Origin of the sequence: Rhodococcus cercidiphylli, assembly GCF_033042225.1 — a bacterium.
GTDB lineage: Bacteria > Actinomycetota > Actinomycetes > Mycobacteriales > Mycobacteriaceae > Rhodococcoides.
Genome location: NZ_JAWLKE010000002.1, coordinates 677,557 through 700,125, shown reverse-complemented (window position 1 = coordinate 700,125; position 22,569 = coordinate 677,557). Strand labels below are relative to the sequence as shown.

Sequence of the window (22,569 nt, the reverse complement as noted above, 5' to 3'; positions counted from 1 at the left end):
ATAACCACACCACTGCCGCAGGCACTCAGATGGTCCGCGTCAAACGATCGGCGAGCAACTTGGAGAACTTCGCCGGATCCTTGAGCTCGGTACCCTCGGCGAGAAGTGCCGTCGCATAGAGCAATTCGGCGGTCTCGGCGAGGTGCGGATCGTCACTGCGATCCTCGCGGGCCTTCTTCAGTCCCGTCACCAGATCGTGGGTCGGGTTGAGTTCGAGGATCCGCTTGGAGGTCGGCACGAACTGTCCCGACGCCTTGTACATCTTCTCGAGTTGCGGGGAGAAGCTGAACTCGTCGCCGACGACGCAGGCCGGGGACGTGGTGAGTCTGGTGGACAGGCGCACCTCCTTGACGTCCTCGCCGAGGGTCTCGGTCAGCCACGTGAGCAGGTCGGCGAATTCCTTGTCCTGCTCCTCGCGCTTGGCCTCGGATTCCTTCTTCTCCTCTTCGGTGTCGAGGTCCACCTCGCCCTTGGCGATGGACTGGAACGACTTTCCGTCGAAGTCGGTGACGTTGCCGACCCACACCTCGTCGACGGAATCGGTGAGCAGCAGCACCTCGAGCCCGCGAGCCTTGAAGGCCTCCATGTGCGGCGAGCTCTCGATCTGCTGACGGGATTCACCCGTCATGTAGTAGATCTGCTGTTGGCCGTCCTTCATCCGGTCCACGTACTCGGCGAGGGTGGTCACACCCTCCTCGGAGTTGGTGGACGCGAACGAGGAGATGCCCAAGAGGGTTTCGCGGTTGTCGGCGTCGGAGATCAGGCCCTCCTTGAGGACCGTGCCGAACTGCGACCACAGCGTCTTGTACTTGTCGGGCTGCTCGCTCTGCAGTTCCTTGACCGTGGAGAGCACCTTCTTGGTCAGGCGTCGACGGATCGCACGGATCTGCCGGTCCTGCTGCAGGATCTCGCGAGAGACGTTGAGCGAGAGGTCCGCTGCGTCGACTACGCCCTTGACGAAGCGCAGGTACTCGGGCAGCAGTTCCTGCGAGTCGTCCATGATGAACACGCGCTTGACGTACAGGTGCACGCCGGCCTGGCTCTCGCGCATGAACAGGTCGAACGGTGCCTGCGACGGAATGAACAGCAGCGCTTGGTATTCGAACGTGCCCTCGGCCTTGAACGGGATGACCTCGAGCGGCTCGTCCCAGGCGTGGCTGACGTGCTTGTAGAACTCCTTGTACTCCTCCTCGGACACCTCGTCCTTGGAGCGGGTCCACAGCGCCTTCTGAGAGTTGATCGTCTCCGTCTCGATCGTGACGGTGTCCTCGCCGCCCTCTTCTTCACTCTTGACGCGCTTCTCGACGTCGATGCGAATGGGCCAGGCGATGAAGTCGGAGTACTTCTTGACCAGTTCCTTGATCTTGCGCTCGGACGCGTAATCGTGGAGGTGGTCCTCCTCGTCGGCGGGCTTGAGGGCCAGCGTCACCGACGAACCCTGCGGGGCGTCGTCGACGTCGGTGATCTCGTAGGTGCCCTCGCCGGTGGACTCCCACTGGGTGGCCGTGCTCTCGCCCGCCTTGCGGGTGAGCAGCGTGACCTTCTCGGCCACCATGAACGTGGAGTAGAAGCCGATGCCGAACTGGCCGATCAGTTCCTCGGAGGCGGCCGCGTCCTTGGCTTCCTTGAGCTTCTTGCGAACCTCGGCGGTGCCGGACTTGGCCAGCGTGCCGATGAGGTCGATGACCTCGGCGCGCGACATGCCGATGCCGTTGTCGCGGATGGTCAGCGTGCGGGCCGCAGCGTCGATGTCGATCTCGATGTGCAGATCCGAGACGTCGACGTCCAGGTCCTTGTTGCGGTACGACTCCAGGCGCAGCTTGTCCAGCGCGTCCGAGGAGTTCGAGATCAGTTCACGGAGAAAGCTGTCCTTGTTGGAGTAGATGGAGTGCACCATCAGATCCAGGAGCTGACGCGTCTCCGCCTGGAATTCGAGCTGTTCGGTACTCAATGTCTCCCCTTCTAGCAGCAAAACCGACGCGAATATTCTACGGCAAGACTACGGGTGAGCTGCGAAGACGTCGGCGCCGCCTACTGTGGTGGCCGTGACGAAGACGAAGTTCGTTCTGGGAGCAACGACAGCACTGAGCGGGGCATGGTTGGCGCGTGCGCTGTGGGGTCTGCCGTCGGCCATCGGTGCCCGACGCGTGCACATCACTCCGTATGCCGCCGGATCCCCGCGATACCGCGATCGCCGGTTCCACAACTCCGACCCGAGCTCGAGCTACGTACCGGGGCGCGGCGAGAAGGGACAGCAGAACATGTTCGTCTCGCTGATCACCGAACGCGGCAAGGGCAGGCCGCAACGCCCGATTCCGTTGGCACCGCCCATAGCGCCGGTGGACGCCGGCGAGCTGGCCGTCACCTGGTACGGCCACTCGAGTGTGCTCGTCGAGGTCGACGGCTATCGCGTCCTCGCCGATCCGGTGTGGAGCAACCGCGTGTCCCCGTCCTCGGTGGTGGGTCCGGCACGGCTGCATCCGACGCCGGTCGAGTTGGTCGACCTACCGACGGTCGACGCCATCGTGATCTCCCACGATCATTACGACCACCTCGACAAGGCAACGGTGCAGAAGCTGGCGAGTACACAGTCGGCTCCGTTCGTCGTGCCGCTCGGCATCGGCGCTCACCTGCGTAAGTGGCGGGTGCCCGACGAGCGCATCATCGAGCTGGACTGGGACGAGCAGACGAACATCGGCGGACTCACCGTCACGTGCACCGAGGCTCGGCACTTTTCCGGCCGCGGTCTGACCCGGGACTCGACGCAGTGGGCGTCCTGGGCCTTCGCCGGTCCGATTCGACGCGTCTTCTTCGGCGGCGACACCGGCTACACACCGAAGTTCGCCGAGATCGGCAGCAACTACGGCCCCTTCGACCTGACGCTGCTGCCCGTCGGGGCCTACGACGCCCGCTGGCCGGACATCCACATGAATCCCGAGGAAGCGGTGACGGCGCACATCGACCTGACGGCGTCCGGCATCTTCGTCCCGATTCACTGGGCCACGTTCAACCTCGCCTTCCATCCGTGGTCCGAGCCGATCGTGCGGCTGCACGCCGCTGCGCAGGACGTCGGTGTGCAGGTGGCGGTACCGATGCCGGGCCAGCGCATCGACGGCACCCGAACCCTGCACGACGATCGCTGGTGGTCTCGGCTCGGCTGAGCGGGTTTAAGCTGCACGCATGTCTATCGAGGCCGATGCTCAGCGGGACACCGGGCTGACCGAGGCGGACGTCGCCAGGCTCAGGGCCGAGGGAAAATCCAACGACGTTCCGGCTCGCGCCTCTCGGTCGGTTCGCGACATCGTCCGCGGCAACGTGTTCACCCGAATCAACGCCATCCTCGGTGTGCTGTTGATCATCGTGCTCTCGACGGGCTCGGTGATCGACGGCATGTTCGGGCTGTTGATCGTCGCGAACAGCGGCATCGGCATCGTGCAGGAGATTCGCGCGAAGCGCACGCTGGATCGGCTGGCCATCGTCGGACAGAACAAGCCCCAGGTTCGACGCGACGGCGTCTCGAAGCAGATTCCCCCCGACGAGGTCGTGCTCGGCGACGTCGTCGAACTCGGTCCCGGTGATCAGATCGTCGTCGACGGTGAGGTGATCGAGAGTGCAAGCCTCGAGGTCGACGAGTCGTTGCTCACCGGCGAGGCCGACACGGTGCACAAACTCGAAGCAACGCAGGTGCTGTCGGGAAGCTTCGTGGTCGCAGGCAGTGGGGCGTACCGTGCGACGAAGGTGGGCCGAGATGCGTACGCGGCCAAGCTCGCCGAGGAGGCCAGTAAGTTCACGCTGGTCAAGTCCGAGCTGCGCAGCGGTATCGACAAGATCCTGAAGTTCATCACGTATCTGATGATTCCGGCGGGCGCGCTGATCATCTACAACCAATTGTTCTCCAGCGGTCAGGCTTTGAAGCCGGCCCTCAACGGTATGGTCGCCGCGCTCGTTCCGATGGTGCCCGAGGGCCTGGTGTTGATGACGTCCATCGCGTTCGCGGTGGGCGTGATCCGACTCGGTCAGCGGCAGTGCCTGGTCCAGGAGCTGCCTGCGATCGAAGGCCTCGCCCGCGTCGACGTGGTGTGTGCGGACAAGACCGGAACCCTCACCGAGAACGGTATGCGGCTGTCCGAGTTGATGCTCATGGACGAGCACGATTCCGACTCCGTCACAGCGGCTCTCGCATCTCTGGCGCACGACGATCCGCGGCCGAATGCGAGCGTGCAGGCCGTCGGCGAAGCGTATTCGGACGCGCCCGGGTGGACGCGGAGCGCCGTGGCCCCGTTCTCCTCGGCCAAGAAGTGGAGCGGACTGTCCTACGGCGACCACGGGAACTGGCTGCTCGGTGCACCGGACGTGTTGCTCGACGCCTCCTCCGACATCGCTCGTCGCGCCGAGGAAACAGGCTCGCGTGGCCTACGGGTGTTGTTGCTCGCCAGCTCGGACCGCTCGGTCGACGACGACGAGGCACCCGGCGTGGTGACACCGCGAGCACTGGTGATTCTCGAGCAGAAGGTGCGCGAGGATGCCCGAGACACATTGGAGTACTTCGCAAGCCAGCACGTCGAGGTCAAGGTCATCTCCGGCGACAATGCCGTCTCGGTCGGCGCGGTCGCGGGTTCGCTCGGGCTGCCAGGCGGCGACGCCCCGATCGATGCGCGTGATCTGCCCGAGGACTCCGAGAAGCTGGCCGACGCCGTGGCGTCCTCCACCACGTTCGGCCGGGTCCGGCCCGATCAGAAGCGGGCGATGGTGGGCGTGTTGCAATCCCGCGGCCACACGGTGGCGATGACCGGCGACGGCGTCAACGACGTGCTCGCACTCAAGGATGCCGATATCGGCGTCTCGATGGGTTCGGGAAGTGCGGCCACCCGAGCCGTCGCGCAGATCGTGTTGTTGGACAACAAGTTCGCCACGTTGCCCTATGTCGTGGGGGAGGGGCGACGCGTCATCGGCAACATCGAGCGTGTCTCCAATCTGTTCCTCACCAAGACCGTGTACTCGGTGTTGCTGGCGTTTCTGATCGGGCTCTCGGGTGTGCTCTCGCAGATCTTCCACTTCGAGCCGATTCCGTATCCGTTCCTGCCCCGGCACGTGACGATCGCGGCATGGTTCACCATCGGAATCCCGGCGTTCGTTCTCTCGCTCGCGCCCAACAACGAGCGGGCGCGCAGCGGATTCGTCTCGCGGGTGATGCGGCTGGCCGTCCCGTCCGGTCTGATCGTCGGCTCGTGCACGTTCGTCTCCTACCTGCTGGTCTACGCAGGCCCCAACGCCAGCGAGACCCAGGTGACGCAGGCCAGTACCACCGCGCTGATCACGTTGATCATGATCGCGCTGTGGGTGTTGGCCGTCGTCGCGCGGCCCTACAACTGGTGGAAGATCCTGCTGCTCGGTGGGTCGGTCGGTGGCTATCTGCTGCTGTTCGCAATCCCGTTCTGCCGCACCTTCTTCAAGCTCGATCCGTCGAATGTCGGAGCCACCACCAGTGCCTTGATCATCGGCGGCATCGGTATCGCGCTCGTCGAGGTGGCTCATCGATTCGGATCGGTACTACGCAATCGGCAGAACGAAACGTAGGCTTCCGGGTGTTCCGTTGCACCCGACCGGCAGGAGAGTTTCATGGGCTTCGCAGACAATTTGAAGGGCATGGTCGACAAGGGCAAGGACCTTGCGGCCGAGAACTCGGACAAGATCGACGACGTCGTGGAGAAGGCTGGGGACTTCATCGACAACAAGACCGGCGGCAAGTACTCCGACAAGGTCGACAAGGTTCAGGACGCAGTCAAGAAGGCGATTCCGGACAAGTAGGACCTTTCGGTCTCCTGTATCGGTGATCGTTGCCGTCGGTCGTACCCCGGGGTGCGGCTGACGGCACAATCGTCGGGGTGGACGGACCGATTCTTCTTCTCGTAGTCATCTTCGCGATCGCAGTCGCCGGTTTCGCCAGGCGCATCGATCTGCAGGTCCCGCTCGTCCTGGTCACCGTCGGGTCCATCGCCTCGTTCGTTCCCGGGGTACCGCACGTCAGCCTGTCGCCTCAGCTGATCCTCGGCGTGGTGCTTCCGCCGCTGCTGTACTCCGCCGCGCTGGATTTCTCGTTCGTCACGTTCAGGCGAAACCTCGGTCAGATCCTTCGGCTCGGACTGGTCATGGTGATCGTGACGACGGTGGCCGTCGGCTGGTTCGCCAATCTGCTGATCCCGGAGCTGACCTTGGGTGCGGCTCTGGTTCTCGGTGCCGTCGTCGCCCCGCCCGACGCGGTGTCCGCCGTCGCCGTCGGCCGCAAGCTCGGTCTGCCCGCGCGGATGATGGCGATCCTCACCGGCGAGTCCCTGGTGAACGACGCGGCCGCGTTGACTCTGTTCACCCTGGCCGTCGCGTCGGTGACGGGCAGTCGAATCGAACTGGGCTCACCGGTGCTGTTCTTCCTGTACGAGATCGTCGGCGGTGTGCTGGTCGGATTCGTCCTCTCGCGCCTCGTTCGTTTCGTCCGCAATCGCATCGCGGACTCGGCGCTCGAGACTGTGCTCGGACTCGTCCTACCGTTCGCGGCCTATCTGGCGGCCGAGGAAATTCATGCCTCCGGTGTGCTCGCCGTCGTCACGGCAGGCTTCGTTCTGGGCCGCGTCACTGCCGACGTCTCGGTGTCCACGAGGGTTCAGGAACGGCAGGTGTGGCCAACTCTGGATCTTCTGCTCGAAGCATTCGTGTTCGCCTACATGGGTTTACAGCTGAAGTTCGTCATCGAAGAGGTTCAGCGTGAGGGGTTGCCGGTCCACCACGTTTTCGCCTATGCGGTGCTGGTGCTCGTCGCGGTCATAGCGGTGCGTCCAGCGTGGATCTTCGCAAATTCCGGTCGAGACATACTGCTTCGTAAGCTGTTTCGACGATCTGCGACCGGTGAAGCGGGATTGACGTGGCAGCAGAACCTCGTGCTCTCGTGGGCGGGCATGCGTGGGGTGGTCACGCTCGCTGCGGCGGCCGGTGTGCCGCTGACCACCGTGCTCGGTGACGAATTCCCCGGCCGCGCAGTGATTCAGGCCGTGGCCTTCGTCGTCGCGGTCGGGACGTTGCTGCTGCAGGGGCTGACGCTTCCGTTGCTGATCCGTCGACTCGACGTCGCAGATCCACTCGAGCAACAGCGCAACGACAATCAGCGGTTGCTTTCGCAGGCCATCGCCCGTACCGCGGCGGAGGACTATCTCCAGCGCGCGGCGAAGGACGGAATTCCAGGAGTGGACAGCGAACGTGTCGCGGAGGTGATCGAGCGTGTTCGCCGTTCGGTGCGCGCTCGATTGGATGCCGACGAGACCGAGGATCGCGAGAAGCGAATCGCGGCGGCAGGGGCGTTGTTCGATTCGCTGCGGCACAACGTCCTGGTCGCGCAGCGGGCGGCACTCATCGCGGCCCGCGACTCGGGGGAGTTGGAGGACGAAGCTCTGCGGGCAGTGTTGAATGGCTTGGACGTGGAAGAAATTGCGGCGGAAGCCCGCATCGCACGACGCACGACGTAGACGAACGCAATGTAGGAGCGCAGAGACAGTGAGGTCGACCGGATCGGTGGTCGCCGCGGCACTGGTGTTCGCCCTTGCCGCATGCAGCACTCCCGTCGCCGAATCGGTCGACCCGGCCACCGTGCAGGCCGCAGGCTCCGCTCCGGCACCCGAGGGTTCGGAACGCGGTGAGATCGTGTCCTCGATGCTGCTCGGTCAGGTCGACATCGGGGTCGCCTACCTCGGCGCGACCGCCACGAAAATCGTCTACCGCACCACCGACGGGGTCACCGGAGGCGGCACGGAGACCTCGGGAACGGTGTTCGTGCCCAACGGGTCTGCGCCGCCGGGAGGCTGGCCGATCGTCTCCGTCGGGCACGGAACCACCGGTGTCACCGACGAGTGTGCGCCCTCGCTGTACCCGAACCTGTTGGGCACCATCGGCTTGGTGACGCCGTTCCTCGAACGCGGAACAGTGGTGGTGGTGACGGACTACCAGGGCCTCGGAACGGCGGGTGAGCCCGCCTACCTCGACCGGGACGCCGCAGCGTACGACGTCATCGACGCGGTACGCGCAGCCCGCAACGTGGTCCCCGACGTCGGCACCAGGTGGGGTGCAGTGGGCACCTCCCAAGGCGGACAAGCGGTCTGGGCGGCAGCCGAGCGCAACGAGAACTACGGCGACGGTCTGCAACTGGTCGGAGCCGCGGCGCTCTCGCCCACGGCCGATCTGACGCGATTCTTCGCGCCCGAGACCGAGCAGAGCGTGCCGCGTCAGCTGCTGGTGCCGTATCTCTACGAGGGTCTGCACACCGCGGATCCGAGTGCCGAACGCTCCGACTACATCCGCGGCACGTTCGCCGACAACGTGACCGCACTGACCGCCTGCAGTGACCTGCTCGGCTTCTCCAAGGCCGACGCCGGAGCCGTCCTCGATCCGGCCGATGCGCTCCCGGACTCCGAGGAGGCATCGGATCGGATGACGCAGTGGCTCGAATCGGAGGCGCTACCGACCACTCGCACCGAGGTACCGCTGTTCGTCCTGGTCGGCGAACGCGACGACCTCATCGATCCCCGGTGGACCCGCGACGCGGTAGCGCGGGCCTGCACACTCGGCGACGATGTCGAGCTTCGCTCCGAACCGGAGCAGGGTCATGCCGAACTGGCCGCCAACGGCATCGGAGTCGACTGGCTCGTCGAACGCTTCCTGAACGTGCCCACCTCGACCACGTGCGCGCGATGACCGCGGCACTGGCGGCACTGGCGGTGATCGTGGCCGTGATCGTCTCGGTGATCGCCGTGATCAGCCTGCGCGGTCGACGGGACCTCACCACACCTGCCGAGCGGGCCGTACACGCCACCCTGCACACCGCCTCGCTCGCGGCCAAGCCGTTGCGCGACGGTCTCGACACTCGTTCGGCCGCCGCCGCCGCGCCGCATCTGCGGGTGCTGACGGGTGCGGACGCACTGGGCATCTGCGATCCCGACGGTTCGCTGCTGGCCTGGGACGGGCCCTGGGACGAGCTGACACCGGCATTCGTCGAGGCGGCGAAACGGGCGGTGGACGGGCAGCGGCGCGTCCTGGTGCGTCTGCCGCTCGGGTCGATCCACGAGGTCAGAGCGCTGGTGGTGCAGCCGTTGGTCGTCGACGAGTCTCCGGTGGTCGGGGTGTTGGGGGCCGCTGTCGTGGCCGAGCCCGGACCGGGCATGCTCGGGGCCATCGCCGAGGTCGCGCGCTACGCCTGCGGTCAGATCGAGCTCGCCGAACTCGACGCCTCTCGCGCTCGGTTGGACCGAGCCGAGGTGCGGGCCCTGCGCGCACAGATCAGTCCGCACTTCATCTACAACGCACTCGGCACGATCGCGTCGTTCGTGCGGACCGACCCGGATCGGGCGCGGGAGCTGGTGCTCGAGTTCGCCGACTTCACCCGATACTCCTTCCGCAACGCAGGAGAGTTCACAGTGCTCGCGGACGAGCTACGCAACATCGATCGGTACCTGACGCTCGAACGCGCCCGCTTCGGCGACTCCCTGCAGGTCACGTTGCAGGTCGCGCCCGAGGTGTTGGGCGTCGCACTACCGTTTCTCGCGCTGCAGCCGCTCGTCGAGAACGCCGTCCGGCACGGCCTGTCCGGTAAGGCCGACGGCGGCCGCGTGACGATCATCGCCGCCGACGAGGGCACCGACGCAGTGATCAGTATCGAGGACGACGGTGTGGGGATGGACCCCGAGGTGTTGCGCTCGGGAAGCCTGCACACCGAGGACGCGGCCCATGTCGGATTGGCCAACGTGGACGATCGGCTGCGGGCAGCCTTCGGAAACGACTACGGTCTCGTAGTGGACACCGCACCGGGCGCAGGCACCAAAGTGAGCATGCGGGTGCCCAAATTCAGGCCGGGAGTGCGGGCATGACTCAGGCTGCCAAAGACAACCCCGGCCGCGGATTGGTCGTCCTCGCCGTCGACGACGAGCGTCCGGCGCTGGACGAACTCGCCTTCCTGCTGCGCCAGCAGGAGACCGTCGCCGAGGTGTTCACGGCGCAAGACGCCACCACTGCCCTACGTCAGATCCAGAACACCGCCGCCCCGGGGCAACCAGTGGTGGACGCGGTCTTCCTCGACATCAACATGCCCGGGCTCGACGGTCTCGAACTGGCCGGCATCCTGTCGGCATTCGCGCGGCCACCCGCGGTCGTGTTCGTCACCGCCCACGACGACCGGGCACTGGCCGCCTTCGACCTCGGTGCCGTCGACTATCTGCTCAAGCCGTTGCGGGAGGATCGGCTCACCGAGGCGCTGCGCCGAGTGCTGCTCGCGCGGCGTCGACCAGCCGAGTCCGCGGACACCTCGGCCGACGAGGTCATTCCCGTCGAACTCGGCGGAACCACCACCCTGGTGCACCGGTCGTCGGTCGCGTGGGTCGAAGCGGACGGCGACTACGCGAGACTGCACACCTCCAACGGCTCACACCTGGTGCGCATACCCATCTCGGCCCTCGAAAGTCGTTGGGCCGATGCCGGATTCCTGCGCGTACACCGCTCCTACCTGGTCTCGCTACGGTTGGTCACGGGGATCCGCAGCGTCGGTTCGGGTCTGGTGGTGTGCCTGCGGGCCAGCGGAAACCTCGCTGCCTGCGAACTGCCGGTGAGCCGACGGCACGCCAGAGAACTCAAGGACAGACTGGTCCGCGGTCCGTTGCAATCGTGGTCGTCTCGGTGACGAGGGATCGGCAGTGAGCCAACCGCACCGGCAGCGCGTCGTTCTCTCGCAACGTCGCGGCGCACGGATGGTGCGCACCCGCGTCGAAGTGCAGGAGCAGACCGAGGTCGGCGACGCCCTGGTTCGCAGCCTGGTTCGCGCGCAGCTGTTGCTGTCGGTGCGCCTGGCAGTCATGACGCTGTCGATTCTGTTCGCAATTCCGTTGCTGGGCATGCTCCTCGCCCGCTTCACCGACGTCGCGCCGTTCGGCATCGGTCTGCCGTGGTTGGTGCTGGGGGTGGCGATCTATCCGTTGCTGTTCGGTGTCGGCTGGGTGTACACGCGTCGAGCCGAACGCAACGAGCAGGACTTCACCGCCTTGACCGATGATTGACGTCGACGAGGGATCAGAGGGCGTTCAGTGTCATGTACATGCCGAGGCCCAACAGGATCACGGCCAGAACGAGGCCACTGTGCGCGATGAATCCGTCGACGACCGCGTTCAGTGGCCGGCGGGCACGGTCGCGGAAGACGAGCAACGCGAGTGCGGGTGCCGCGACACCGAGGCTGGACACCACCACGAACACCACGAGAGCCGCCGCCTGGACGGCCACGGCCGACGACGCGTCCACGATCACCGCCACGGCCGACAGTGCGATGACCACACTCTTCGGATTGACCGATCCGAGGAGGAACGCGGTCGCGAATGCCCTGCCACCGTCGAGGCGACGTGCTCTGTCCACCCATCCCGGTTCCTCGCGGGCCGGGCCGTGTCGTACGCGCTCGATCAGCTTGCGGGCACCCAGGATCAGCAGAGCGACGCCGAGCGCGATTCTCAACCACCGCACCCAGGCGTACGAGTCCGAGGCCACCACCGCGGTGTCCACGACCACCAAGCCCGCCGTCGCGACGACCGTGACGCCGACCAGCCATCCGGCGGTGAACCGAGCGAGTACGGAACCGGTGTTGAGTGTGGCCAGGGCAGCGGCCATCGCCGTGGTGGGCAGGTGTGCGATCAGCGCCCCGGCCGCCAACGGAAGACACGCAGAGACGGCTGCCGTCACGGACATCAGGTGGCGCTCGTCCACTGCATCGGTAGATCGTCCCACTGCACCACCCGAGATGTCGTCGATTTCGCTACCGTCCGCGAAGTGCGCCGTTCCCGTGCAGGGCATGGCGAGCAGGGGCGGATTCGGTGAACGGGTCCATTCCGATCGCGACGGTGATCGCATTGCTCGCGGCCGCGCTGGCCACCGTGGGCATCGGTATCTACGGAGTTCGGTTGGCACGCACCACCTCCGACTTCCTGGTGGCCTCGCGAAGCGTCGGTCCACGCTGGAACGCCGCCGCCATCAGTGGTGAATACCTTTCCGCTGCATCGTTCCTCGGGGTTGCTGGGCTCATCGCGAAATACGGAGCCGATGCGCTGTGGTACCCGGTAGGGTTCACCGCCGGCTACCTGGGTCTGCTGCTGTTCGTTGCGGCTCCGCTGCGTCGAAGCGGCGCGTACACGGTGCCCGATTTCGTCGAATTCCGGCTCGGCGCACCATGGTTGCGCACCGTGGCGATGCTGGTGGTCGTGGTCATCTGCGCGCTGTACCTGGTGCCGCAGTTCCAAGGCGCAGGCCTGACGCTGAACATTCTGTTGGGGGTGCCGGGGTGGGTCGGGGCCCTGGCGGTGGGGCTCATCGTCATCGCGAACGTCGTCGGCGGTGGCATGCGCTCGATCACCTTCGTCCAGGCCTTCCAGTACTGGCTCAAACTGACCGCGATCGCCATCCCGGCACTGGTGCTGGCCGTGCACTTCTTCGCCGACGACCGTAGCGTCGGCAGCCCCGCCCCACCGACCGTGTCCGAGCAGACCGTCGTCGACATCACCACCGACGTTCTCGTGCAGGTCGATTCGCCGATCGTCGTGTCGGTGGCGGGAACCCTCGACGACGAGAGCGTCGACGGGCGAGTCCTACTGGACGCAGGCGAACACCGGTTGGGCTCGGGCACGTTGCTGACGCTCGACGCCGGATCGCCCGTTCCCGTCGTCGCAGGCGCGCCGACCACCGACCGAGCGTGGGCGATGCCCGGCGGGGGACTGGGCGGAGCGCATCCGCTCTATCAGGTCTACTCGCTGATTCTGGCCACGTTCCTCGGAACCCTCGGCCTGCCGCACGTGCTGGTGCGGTTCTACACCAACCCGGACGGCCGAGCGGCGCGGTTGACCTCGCTCACCGTCCTTGCATTGCTCGGCATGTTCTACCTGTTCCCGACGGTGCTCGGCGTCTTCGCCCGGCTGTACGTGCCGCAATTGCTGATCACCGGAGCATCCGACGCCGCAGTGCTGCTGCTGCCCGGCTCGGTGCTGTCCGGAATACCGGGCCAACTGCTGGCCGCGCTCGTGGCCGCCGGTGCCATCGCGGCATTCCTGTCGACCTCATCCGGTCTGCTGGTCAGCATCGCCGGGGTGCTCAGTACCGACGTCCTCTCGGGCAAGGTCCGAGACTTTCGCGTCGCCGCGATTCTCGCCGGTGCCGTGCCGTTGGCCCTGTCGATCGGCGTTGTCTCACTCGACCTCTCGCGCACCGTCGGGCTCGTCTTCGCCGTCGCCGCGTCCACCCTGTGCCCCCTGCTGGTACTGGGCATCTGGTGGCGCGGACTCACCGCGGCGGGAGCGGCAGCCGGACTGTTCCTCGGCGGCGGCATCTCCCTCGTCGCCGCGTCGATCTCCGTCGTCACCCCCATCTCCGACGGCGTCCTCGGTGGCTGGGCGGCAGCGATTCTCGGCTACCCCGCCGCCGTCAGCGTGCCCGTCGCCTTCGCCGCGATGATCGCCGTCAGCCTCGCCACCCGAAAAACCGTCCCGCCAGACATCTCCCGCATCTTCGCGCGACTGCACCTGCCCGAAGGCCTCGACATGGGCAAAGATCGCGAGCGCGAACTCTGAGACCACTGGGTCATTCCGCAGGCTCCACTCCCTCAGTGGGTCATTCCGCAGGCTCCACTCCCGCCGCCGCCGCTCAACTGCCATTCTCGACCGCTCGTCGCACACTCCCGCTTCCCATCGTGTGATCGACACCACCTCCTGATTTTGTGACCTGACTCTCATTACTGTTCCGAGTCAGCTACAGCTCACATCTACTTCAGGAGTCCAAGGTGACCGCACCGGAAACCAATTCGCCACCGGACGCGCAAGCGTTCGTCGACATGCAGGCCAGTCCAGAGTTCCAGGAACTTCGGCGTCGTCTGCGTAGCTTCGTGTTCCCGATGGCCGGGTTCTTCCTGGTCTGGTACGTCATCTACGTGCTGCTGAGCACCTACGCGGTCGACTTCATGTCGACCAAGGTGTGGGGCAACATCAACGTCGGGCTGCTGCTCGGCCTCGGCCAGTTCGTCACGACGTTCGCCATCACGGGCATCTACGTGAAGTTCGCCAACCGTGAACTCGATCCTCGCGCCGCAGCCCTGCGCGCCGAGATGGAAGCCTCCCAGGGAGCCAAGTCGTGACCACATCGCTGATTCATTCCGCAGGCTCCACTCATCTACTCGCCCAGGCCGCCGATACAACAGTCGGTGAACCGCTCGTCAACATCGCGATCTTCGGTGCGTTCGTCATCATCACGATGGCAGTCGTCATTCGAGCATCGAAGAAGAACGCCACCTCCGCGGAGTTCTTCACCGCAGGCGGCGGATTCTCCGGACCGCAGAACGGCGTCGCGATCGCCGGTGACTACCTCTCTGCAGCAAGCTTTCTCGGTATCGCCGGTGCCATCGCCGTCTACGGCTACGACGGCTTCCTGTACTCCATCGGCTTCCTCGTCGCCTGGCTCGTCGCGCTGCTCCTCGTCGCCGAATTGCTCAGGAACACCGGCAAATTCACGATGGCGGACGTGCTGAGCTTCCGGCTCAAGCAGGGCCCGGTTCGTACCGCGGCCGCGCTGTCGACCCTGACCGTCTCGCTGTTCTACCTGCTCGCGCAGATGGCCGGTGCCGGCGGACTCGTCGCACTGCTGCTCGACATCTCCGACCGCACCGGACAGTCCATCGTCATCGCGATCGTCGGTGTGCTGATGATCGCCTACGTGCTCATCGGCGGCATGAAGGGCACCACCTGGGTCCAGATCATCAAGGCCGTTCTGCTCATCGCAGGTGCGGCGTTCATGACGGTGCTCGTTCTCGCCAAGTTCGGCCTGAACTTCTCCGAGCTGCTCGGCAGCGCCCAGACCATGGTGGCCGGATCGGCCAACGAGGCCGTCGCAGCCCGTGACGTCATCGAGCCCGGTGCCCAGTACGGCGGAAGTGCCACCTCGAAGATCAACTTCCTCTCGCTCGGTATCGCACTCGTGCTCGGCACCGCGGGTCTGCCGCACGTGCTGATGCGCTTCTACACCGTGCCCACCGCCAAGGAAGCTCGTCGCAGCGTCGTGTGGGCCATCGCGCTCATCGGTGCGTTCTACCTGTTCACCCTCGTCCTCGGCTACGGTGCCGCAGCGATCGTCGGACCCGACCGCATCCTGGCCTCGGCCGGCGGTCAGAACTCCGCGGCTCCGCTGTTGGCCTTCGAGCTCGGCGGCGTGATCCTGCTCGGCGTCATCTCGGCGGTTGCCTTCGCGACCATCCTCGCCGTGGTCGCCGGCTTGACGATCACCGCCTCGGCGTCGTTCGCTCACGACATCTATGCGAGCGTCATCAAGAAGGGCAAGGTCGACGACAAGAAGCAGGTCAAGGTCTCGCGGATCACCGCCGTCGTCATCGGCGTCCTGGCCATCGGCCTCGGCATCCTCGCCAACGGGCAGAACATCGCCTTCCTGGTGGCACTCGCGTTCGCCGTTGCTGCGGCCGCGAACCTGCCGACCATCCTGTACTCGCTGTTCTGGCGTCGCTTCACCACCACCGGCGCACTGTTCAGCATGTACGGCGGCCTGATCTCGACGATCGTGCTGATCATCTTCTCCCCGGCCGTCTCCGGATCGCCGACGTCGATGGTCCCCGGCTCGGACTTCGCCTGGTTCCCGCTCTCCAACCCCGGCATCGTCTCGATCCCGTTGGCATTCATCCTCGGCATCGTCGGAACTCTGATCTCGAAGGACACCGAGAACACCGACAAGCAGGCCGAGATGGAGGTTCGCTCCCTCACCGGTATCGGTGCGGAGAAGGCCAGCGCTCACTAGTCGATAGCAGGTTCCACCGAAAATGTCCGTGTGAGCAAGGCCTCACACGGACATTTTTCGTGCAGCGGTTACCATCCCTGCTGTGGCCAAGCTGAAGGTTTCCCTCGACGTCCCACTCACCCCCGAGCAGACGTGGGCGCACGCGTCCGATCTGTCCGGATACGAGCAGTGGCTCTCCATCCACGAAGCGTGGCGCGGTGAGCTGCCCGAGCAGCTGGCCGTGGGCACCACCTTGGACTCCGTCGCCAGCGTGAAGGGCATGCGCAACCGGGTGTCCTGGAAGATCGAGTCCTACGATCCGCCCAAGAAGCTCGAGCTCGAGGGCAACGGTAAGGGCGGCGTCAGGATCGGCCTGAACCTGTCCGTGAAATCCAAGGGTGACGGTTCCGAGATCACCATCGACGTCAACCTCGGCGGCGCGCCGCTGTTCGGTCCGATCGGCTCCGGCGTCGCACGCGCTCTCAAGGGCGACATCGAGAACTCGCTGAAGACGTTCGTCAAGATCTACGCCTGACGCGCCGGGGGTGGAGCCTGTGGAACGACCAGTGAAGTAGGAGCCCGCCATGCCCGGTAGACACAGTGCCCCGTCGTCCGCGACGAGCAGCAGAGGATTCGCCAAGTACGGCGTCGTGGCCGTGGCCCTGTTTCTCGTGGTGGGCGGCGGAGTGGTCGTCGCGCAGAAGGCATTCGGTTCCGAGTGCGGCGATCCCGCGTCCTACTCTCTGGCCGCGGACCCTGCCATCGCGCCGGTGCTGCAGAAGATCGTCGACGAGACGTCCGCGGAAAGCCTCGGTTGCGCTCGGATCGAGGTTACCGCAGCCGAATCCGGTCAGGTCTCGGCTGCGGTCGCCAAGGGCGACGATGTTCCCTCTCTCTGGATTCCGGATTCCTCGCTGTGGATCGGCAAGACCGTGCGGTCCACCGCGTCGCTGATCGACCTGGCGAGTCAGTCGGTGGCCGGCACCCCGGCTGTGCTCGCGGCCCGCAAGGACGAGGTGCCGTTCTTCGACACCTGGCTCACCGCATTGAAGCTCGAAGGTCTGCGCATCGGCAACCCGCTGACCAACACCACGTCCGATGCGGCCATCCTGGGGGCGGTGGCCGAGGCCGGATCGGACGAGACCGCCCTGGACTCGGTCGGTGCGGCGCTCGTCCCCATCGCTCAGGCCCAGGCCGCCACTCGCGGTGAGGCCGATCCGACGGTACGGCTGGACGATCTGGTTGCCGACGGCGGTGTGGCGGTGGTCTCCGAGCAGGCCTTCCTGGCCTATCAGCAGGACAACAGCGTCGAACTGGGCGCGACGGTGCCGCCGACGGGCAGCATCTTCCTCAACTTTCCGCTGGCCGTGACCGAGCCCGCAGGGGATCGACACGAGACCGCGAAGTCCGTCGGGACGGCACTGGCCACGGCCATCGAATCCGAACAGGGGCAGCGGGCTCTGTCCGAAGCAGGGTTCCGCTCCGCGGACAACGCACCCCTCGATTCCGATCGCGGGATCGGTGACGTGACGCCTCTGACGATCGCCGACCAGCAGGCCGCCGAGTCGACGCTGCGCCAGTACCAGGTGTTGGCGCTGCCGTCGCGGACCCTGGTGATGGAGGACGTCTCCGGATCGATGAACTACAGCGCGGGGGCCGATTCACGTATCGCATTGACGGTGCAGGCCAGCGAAACCGGAAATCGACTGTTCCCCGACAACGCGTCGATGGGGTTGTGGGCATTCTCGATCGGACTCGGCGGCGAATCGCAGGACTACCGTGAGCTCGCACCGATCCGGCGAATGGACGAAAAAGTCGGCAACACCACGCAGCGTGAGGTGCTGCTGCAGCAGACTCGAACGCTTCCGGCTCTGGTCGGAGGTGGTACCGGGCTATACGACACCACGTTGGCAGCGTTCCGCACGGTGCAGCAGGGCTACGATCCCGACGCGGTCAACAGCGTCATCATCCTCACCGACGGCACCAACGAGGACCCCGACAGCATCGCGCTCGACGAGCTGCTGTCCACTCTGCGTGCGGAGCAGGACCCGTCCAGGCCGGTCGTCATCGTCACGATCGGAATCACCGATGACGCCGATGCCGGTGTGCTGCAACAGATTTCGGCGGCAACGGGCGGTACGAGCTTCGTTGCACGAAATCCCGCGGAGATCCCGAACGTTTTCGTCAATGCGCTGAGAAGTCGCTCCGGTCGCTGAGAAGGCTACTATGCTGTGCGTCGCGTCACTTCTGAGGGCGCGTGCGCTTGCACTCGTCCTGTGAGTGCAGCGGGGGGCCGAGCAGGGGGTTGCATCGATGTCGGGACGTCACAGCGGTAGTGCTCGGCGGTTCGGTTCGGCCGCGATCTGGTCGGTGCTTGCGCTGGTGGCAGTCGTCGTCGTGGTCGGTGGCTGGTTCGGCGTTCAGGCCGTCCGCGCGTCCGGTGCTGATTCCTGCGATTCCGTCGACACCGTCTCGCTCGCCGTGGACACCTCCATCGCCGAGCCCGTCGAGCAGATTCTCGCGCAGGCCACCGAGTTCGATCGTGGTTGCGTGAACTTCGAGGTTCGCCCCGAACGTCCCGCCGACACCGCCACCGAGATCGCCGGAACCGAAAATCGCCCGGACCTGTGGATACCGGATTCGACGCTGTGGCTGCTCAAGACTCTTCGCTCGACCGGTGCGCTTCCCGAGCTGGCCAAGGCCTCCGTCGCGAACACGCTGCCGGTCCTGGTCTCGAAGTCCGATGCCGCGCCGGTGACCGATACCTGGCTCAGCGTGCTCCAGCTTCCCGGGCAACGCATCGGTGATCCCCTGACCAGCAGCGCCTCGAATGCCGCGATCCTCGGTGCGCTGGCCGAATCCGAGGTGGCGATCTCCGACGCCAAGGCCGTGTCGGCGGCCCTGGTCCCGATGGCTCAGGACTTCGGACGAATCGCGGACACTCCACACGACACCCCGGATCTGGTGGCCCAGGTGGCCGCCGAGGGTGGCACCAGCGTGGCGACCGAGCAGGCACTTCTTGCGTACGAGGCCGACAATCCGGGATCGGGACTGACCGAGTCGGTTCCGCCGACCGGCAGCTATTTCCTCAACTACCCGCTGGCCGTGACCGCGCCTGCCGGCCCCGAATACGACCGCGTCAAGCAGGCCGGAGCCGCTCTGGGCTCGGTTCTCGCCACCGCGTCGGCCGCCGAGACCCTGGTTGCAGCCGGCTTCCGAACATCGAGTGGCACACCACTTCCCGACGGTCGAGGCGTCGGGTCCGTCGCGTCGCTCGAGATCAAGAACCCGCTGTCCATCGAGACGACGCTGCGGGACTGGGCCGTACTCGCACTGCCGTTGCGCACCCTCGTCGTCGAGGACGTGTCGGGTTCGATGGCCGCGAAATCGGGCGACTCCACCCGCATCGCGCTGACCGTGGACGCGTCGGTAGGTGCCAACTCGCTCTTCAGCGATCAGACGCAGATGGGGTTGTGGGCGTTCTCGATCGGTCTCGGTGGTGGCAAGCAGGACCACCGTGAACTGGTGCCGATGGGTAAGGCCGACGGTACGTTCAACGGAAAATCGCAGCGCGACGCCATTCTCGATTCGATCCGGGGGCTCCCGGCTCTCGTCGGCGGCGGAACGGGGCTCTACGACACCACGTTGGCTGCATTCCGGCGGGTCAAGGAGGGATACGACCCCGACTACGTCAACAGCGTCATCATCCTGACCGACGGTGCCAACGAAGACGAGGGCAGTATCTCCCTCGACGAGCTGCTGGCGTCGCTGCAGAAGGAACAGGATCCGGTGCGCCCCATCGTGATCATCACCGTCGGCGTCACCAGTGACGCAGATCCGGTTGCGCTGCAGCAGATCTCGGCTGCGACCGGCGGAACGAGCTATGTCGCCGAGGATCCACGCGACATCCCGGAGGTGTTCGTCAAGGCCTTGAACTCGCGCACCGAACGTCTCGCGGGGGAGTAGGTCAGCCCAACAGGAAGCTGATCGCGATCGCCGCGGCGCACGCCAGAGTCACCACGATCAGTGTCACCGCGTCCGAGGCCTTGAACCGCGCGTCGGTGGCGGTGATCATTCCGGTACCTCCGCGAGCGGTGATGGCCCCACCCATTTCGTCGGCCCGCCTGATCGCCACCGACATCACCGTCGTGACGATGTCGACCAGAGAATTGTCCGACGCGCTGTTGACGACCGGCTTGGGGCGCAGGCGTCGGGCAGCATTGAGGGAGCGCATCTCTTCGATCAGCAGTGGAAGCGACCGCAGGCTCAGGGCCACGGCGATGGCCCACTCGTCGACCGGCAACTTCAGCTTCTTCAGCGGTGCGCCCAGTTTGGAGACCGCAGGCGCGATGTCGCTCATCGACGTGGTCCAGCCGATCATCATCGATGCGCCGAGCAGGACGAAGATGAACAGCGTCGCGCGCAGATACACCAGCACTGCCGCGCCGCCGATCGGCAGATTGATGAGAGCTCCGACGCCGAACAGTGCCCAGATCCACCACGGTGGACGCGGCACCGCGGTGATCGGGACGTGCGCGATGATCGCGGCGATGACCAACAGCGCGAACACGATTCCGAGGGCAGGCCATGTCGGTGCCACCACGAGAGTGATGCTCAGCAGCAGCACGGCGACGAGTTTGGTGCCGGCCCACAGGCGGTGGATCGGTGAGAATCGCGGGACCTGACGCAAGACGACGGTGGTCACGAGTGCACGCTCCCCAGGATCGAATCGGAGACGATGTGGCCGTCGGCCATCGTGATGGTGCGGCTGCAGACGGTGTCCATGCCGTCCACGTCGTGCGAGATGACGACGATGGCGACGCCGCGATCGCGCAGTCCGGCGAGAACGCCGATGATGTCGTCGCGGCCGGGAGGGTCGAGCCCGGCCAGCGGTTCGTCGAGAACCAGCAGTCGAGGCCGACGCGCGATCAGCCCGGCCAGCACCACGCGTCGCATCTGACCACCACTGAGCGAATCGATGTCGCGAGCCGCCAACGACCTGTCCAGGCCGACGGCATCCATCGCGGCCGAGACTGTGGCAGAACCTGTTTCGGGACCGGCAGCGGCAGCGATGTCCTCGGAGACGGTGCGCCGCTGCAGCTGCAGGCGAGAGTGCTGAAAAGCGAGTCCGACATCGCCGACACGTGCGGTCATCGCCTTGCCGCCGAGCTGGGCGGTGCCCTCGGTCGGGCCGGTGAGGCCGGCCATGATCCAGGCGAGAGTGGATTTGCCCGAACCGTTCCCACCGAGAACGAGTACACCCTCACCGCGTTTGACAGTGATGTCGATGCCGTTCAGTGCTACCTGCGCCCACGGTGTGCGCCGGTTGTACGTGTGCGCCACGCTGCTCAGTTCCAGAAGACGTTCGCTCGAATTGTCGTGCAGCGCAGCGGGGTTCTCCGTCCGAGCGTGCATCCACGTCGAGTCGTGCTGCACCTGATAACCCTCGTGCAGATGTACGACGCGATCCGCGGCGACGGTCTCCGAGACATGGTGGGTGACGAGCACGACCGACATCGCGTGCCTGCGGGGCAATTCGGCGAGGAGCGAGACCAGATGTTCGCGCCCTGAGGCGTCGATCATGGCGGTTGCCTCGTCGGCGATGAGCAGTGCAGGACGGCGAGCAAGTGCTGCGGCGACAGCGAGTCGCTGCATTTCGCCGCCGGACAGGGAGGCAGTGTCGCGCGCTCCCATACCGCCGAGCCCGACCTCGTCGAGCAAGGCCTCCACGTCGGGGCGTGAATCGCCGGGCGGCAGTCCCCACACCACGTCGTCGGCGACGCGGGTGCCGAGGATCTGGCTTTCGGGGCGCTGCAGCACCACCGCGGTGCCGCCGTACCGTCCGAGTCCGGTCGAGCCGGGCCTGTCCACGGTGCCCTCCGACGGTTCGAGGCCGGCGAGGATCCGCGTCAGCGTCGATTTGCCGGAACCGTTGTGGCCGACGATCGCCACGAATTCGCCGGTGTCGATGCGGAGGTCGACGCCGGTCAACGCGGACGTCGTGCTTCCCGGGTACCGGAATCCGACTGCGGTGAGCGTGACCGGCAGCGGCCCGATCTCGTCGTCGGTGCTCGAGGCCAGAGGCTCGGGGGTGGGGATGGTGGAGAGACGGTCCAGAATCGCGGTGAGGATGAGCCACGCGAACAACGTTCCGGTGACGATGCCGAAGGCGATCGATCCGCCGACCCACCACCACCAGTTGTCGAGCACGGCCGTGCTGCTGCTGCGGAGCACGTCCGCGGCACCCTGCAGCGCCGACGTTCGCTCGAGCAACCGAGAAATGCCCTCCATCGTGTTGCGAAGCGTTTCGAGGAACAGCTCGCGCAACGGAACGAGGATGAGCAGCATCAGCACGGTCAACGCCCCGAGCACCGGCCCGACGACCATCGAGGTGACGAGAACGCCGAACAGTCCTTGCTTCCTGCGCTTCGCCCGCCCGACCAGGCCGCCCAGTAGGGCGGCGCTGGCGACGGTGATGGCCGTCTGGGTTCCGGCCGCGACGAAACCGACGAGGGTGCCGGCCACCGCCGAGGTGACCAGTGCGCGAGTCCGGTACCGGAGTGCGACCACCGACATGGGAATCGCCGCGACGACCTGAAGGATCGCCGCCATCGGTACCAGCACACCGATCACCGTCAACGCGACGGTGAAGCTGCTCATGACGGCAGCGGTCGCCATTTCCTGCGGACCGAGGGGCCCTGACTTCGGCGTGTGGGAAGAGCTGACGGTCACCGCTCC

18 protein-coding genes are annotated in these 22,569 nt (G+C 65.9%); 14 read left to right on the top strand and 4 right to left on the bottom strand.

What is annotated here, in order from left to right; genetic code table 11:
- Positions 1 to 25: 25 nt before the first annotated feature.
- On the bottom strand, positions 26 to 1,951 hold the full coding sequence (htpG, locus tag R3P95_RS06910) for a molecular chaperone HtpG (RefSeq protein ID WP_317547778.1): 1,926 nt from the start codon (positions 1,949 to 1,951) through the stop codon (positions 26 to 28).
- 94 nt (positions 1,952 to 2,045) lie between these two features.
- Between htpG and R3P95_RS06905 the strand changes: the two genes are divergently transcribed.
- The 8 genes from R3P95_RS06905 to R3P95_RS06870 all read left to right on the top strand — a co-directional run bounded on the left by R3P95_RS06905 (position 2,046) and on the right by R3P95_RS06870 (position 11,084).
- Positions 2,046 to 3,161 carry an MBL fold metallo-hydrolase gene (locus tag R3P95_RS06905; protein ID WP_149405084.1) on the top strand — a complete coding sequence of 372 codons (1,116 nt, stop codon included), beginning with the start codon at positions 2,046 to 2,048 and terminating at the stop codon, positions 3,159 to 3,161.
- Between the two features lie 19 nt (positions 3,162 to 3,180).
- Positions 3,181 to 5,577 (top strand): HAD-IC family P-type ATPase, encoded by a 2,397-nt coding sequence (locus R3P95_RS06900; RefSeq protein WP_317547777.1) that lies wholly within the window; start codon positions 3,181 to 3,183, stop codon positions 5,575 to 5,577.
- Positions 5,578 to 5,619: 42 nt separating this feature from the next.
- Positions 5,620 to 5,808, top strand: a complete 189-nt coding sequence (locus tag R3P95_RS06895) for an antitoxin (protein WP_068051116.1) — start codon at positions 5,620 to 5,622, stop codon at positions 5,806 to 5,808.
- 77 nt (positions 5,809 to 5,885) lie between these two features.
- Entirely contained in the window at positions 5,886 to 7,514 is a 1,629-nt protein-coding gene (locus R3P95_RS06890; RefSeq protein ID WP_149405086.1) for a Na+/H+ antiporter, read from the top strand.
- Between the two features lie 28 nt (positions 7,515 to 7,542).
- Positions 7,543 to 8,736 (top strand): alpha/beta hydrolase family protein, encoded by a 1,194-nt coding sequence (locus R3P95_RS06885; protein WP_317547776.1) that lies wholly within the window; start codon positions 7,543 to 7,545, stop codon positions 8,734 to 8,736.
- Positions 8,733 to 9,905 (top strand): sensor histidine kinase, encoded by a 1,173-nt coding sequence (locus R3P95_RS06880; protein WP_149405088.1) that lies wholly within the window; start codon positions 8,733 to 8,735, stop codon positions 9,903 to 9,905. The genes R3P95_RS06885 and R3P95_RS06880 overlap by 4 nt, the downstream gene beginning before the upstream one ends.
- The gene (locus R3P95_RS06875) at positions 9,902 to 10,711 is read left to right on the top strand and encodes a LytR/AlgR family response regulator transcription factor (protein ID WP_094639503.1); all 810 of its coding nucleotides are present in this window, start codon (positions 9,902 to 9,904) and stop codon (positions 10,709 to 10,711) included. The genes R3P95_RS06880 and R3P95_RS06875 overlap by 4 nt, the downstream gene beginning before the upstream one ends.
- 67 nt (positions 10,712 to 10,778) lie before the next feature.
- Positions 10,779 to 11,084, top strand: coding sequence for a hypothetical protein (locus R3P95_RS06870; RefSeq protein ID WP_231893895.1), 306 nt, complete (start codon positions 10,779 to 10,781; stop codon positions 11,082 to 11,084).
- A gap of 13 nt (positions 11,085 to 11,097) precedes the next feature.
- Here R3P95_RS06870 and R3P95_RS06865 read toward each other — a convergent pair whose 3' ends face one another.
- Complete coding sequence (locus R3P95_RS06865) at positions 11,098 to 11,865, bottom strand: GAP family protein (protein ID WP_317547775.1); 768 nt, start codon at positions 11,863 to 11,865, stop codon at positions 11,098 to 11,100.
- Between the two features lie 20 nt (positions 11,866 to 11,885).
- On the opposite strand from R3P95_RS06865, the gene R3P95_RS06860 reads away from it, so the two are divergent.
- The 6 genes from R3P95_RS06860 to R3P95_RS06835 all read left to right on the top strand — a co-directional run bounded on the left by R3P95_RS06860 (position 11,886) and on the right by R3P95_RS06835 (position 19,797).
- Positions 11,886 to 13,628: a sodium/solute symporter gene (locus R3P95_RS06860; RefSeq protein WP_317547774.1), complete on the top strand. Its 1,743-nt coding sequence runs from the start codon at positions 11,886 to 11,888 to the stop codon at positions 13,626 to 13,628.
- A 260-nt stretch (positions 13,629 to 13,888) separates the two neighbouring features.
- Complete coding sequence (locus tag R3P95_RS06855; protein WP_032378306.1) at positions 13,889 to 14,188, top strand: DUF485 domain-containing protein; 300 nt, start codon at positions 13,889 to 13,891, stop codon at positions 14,186 to 14,188.
- A complete protein-coding gene (locus tag R3P95_RS06850) occupies positions 14,185 to 15,852 on the top strand; it encodes a solute symporter family protein (protein ID WP_262498252.1) in 1,668 nt (555 codons plus the stop codon). Before R3P95_RS06855 ends, R3P95_RS06850 begins: the two co-directional genes overlap by 4 nt.
- Before the next feature lie 82 nt (positions 15,853 to 15,934).
- Positions 15,935 to 16,366, top strand: a complete 432-nt coding sequence (locus R3P95_RS06845; RefSeq protein WP_317547773.1) for a type II toxin-antitoxin system Rv0910 family toxin — start codon at positions 15,935 to 15,937, stop codon at positions 16,364 to 16,366.
- Positions 16,367 to 16,415: 49 nt separating this feature from the next.
- The gene (locus tag R3P95_RS06840; protein ID WP_317547772.1) at positions 16,416 to 18,047 is read left to right on the top strand and encodes a substrate-binding and VWA domain-containing protein; all 1,632 of its coding nucleotides are present in this window, start codon (positions 16,416 to 16,418) and stop codon (positions 18,045 to 18,047) included.
- Positions 18,048 to 18,144: 97 nt separating this feature from the next.
- Entirely contained in the window at positions 18,145 to 19,797 is a 1,653-nt protein-coding gene (locus tag R3P95_RS06835) for a VWA domain-containing protein (protein ID WP_317532609.1), read from the top strand.
- A gap of 1 nt (position 19,798) precedes the next feature.
- Here the strand turns inward: R3P95_RS06835 and R3P95_RS06830 are convergent, their stop codons facing one another.
- Both R3P95_RS06830 and R3P95_RS06825 read right to left on the bottom strand, forming a co-directional pair.
- Positions 19,799 to 20,536 (bottom strand): energy-coupling factor transporter transmembrane component T family protein, encoded by a 738-nt coding sequence (locus R3P95_RS06830; RefSeq protein WP_317547771.1) that lies wholly within the window; start codon positions 20,534 to 20,536, stop codon positions 19,799 to 19,801.
- Complete coding sequence (locus tag R3P95_RS06825) at positions 20,533 to 22,563, bottom strand: DUF2232 domain-containing protein (protein WP_317547770.1); 2,031 nt, start codon at positions 22,561 to 22,563, stop codon at positions 20,533 to 20,535. Before R3P95_RS06825 ends, R3P95_RS06830 begins: the two co-directional genes overlap by 4 nt.
- Between the last annotated feature and the right edge of the window lie 6 nt (positions 22,564 to 22,569).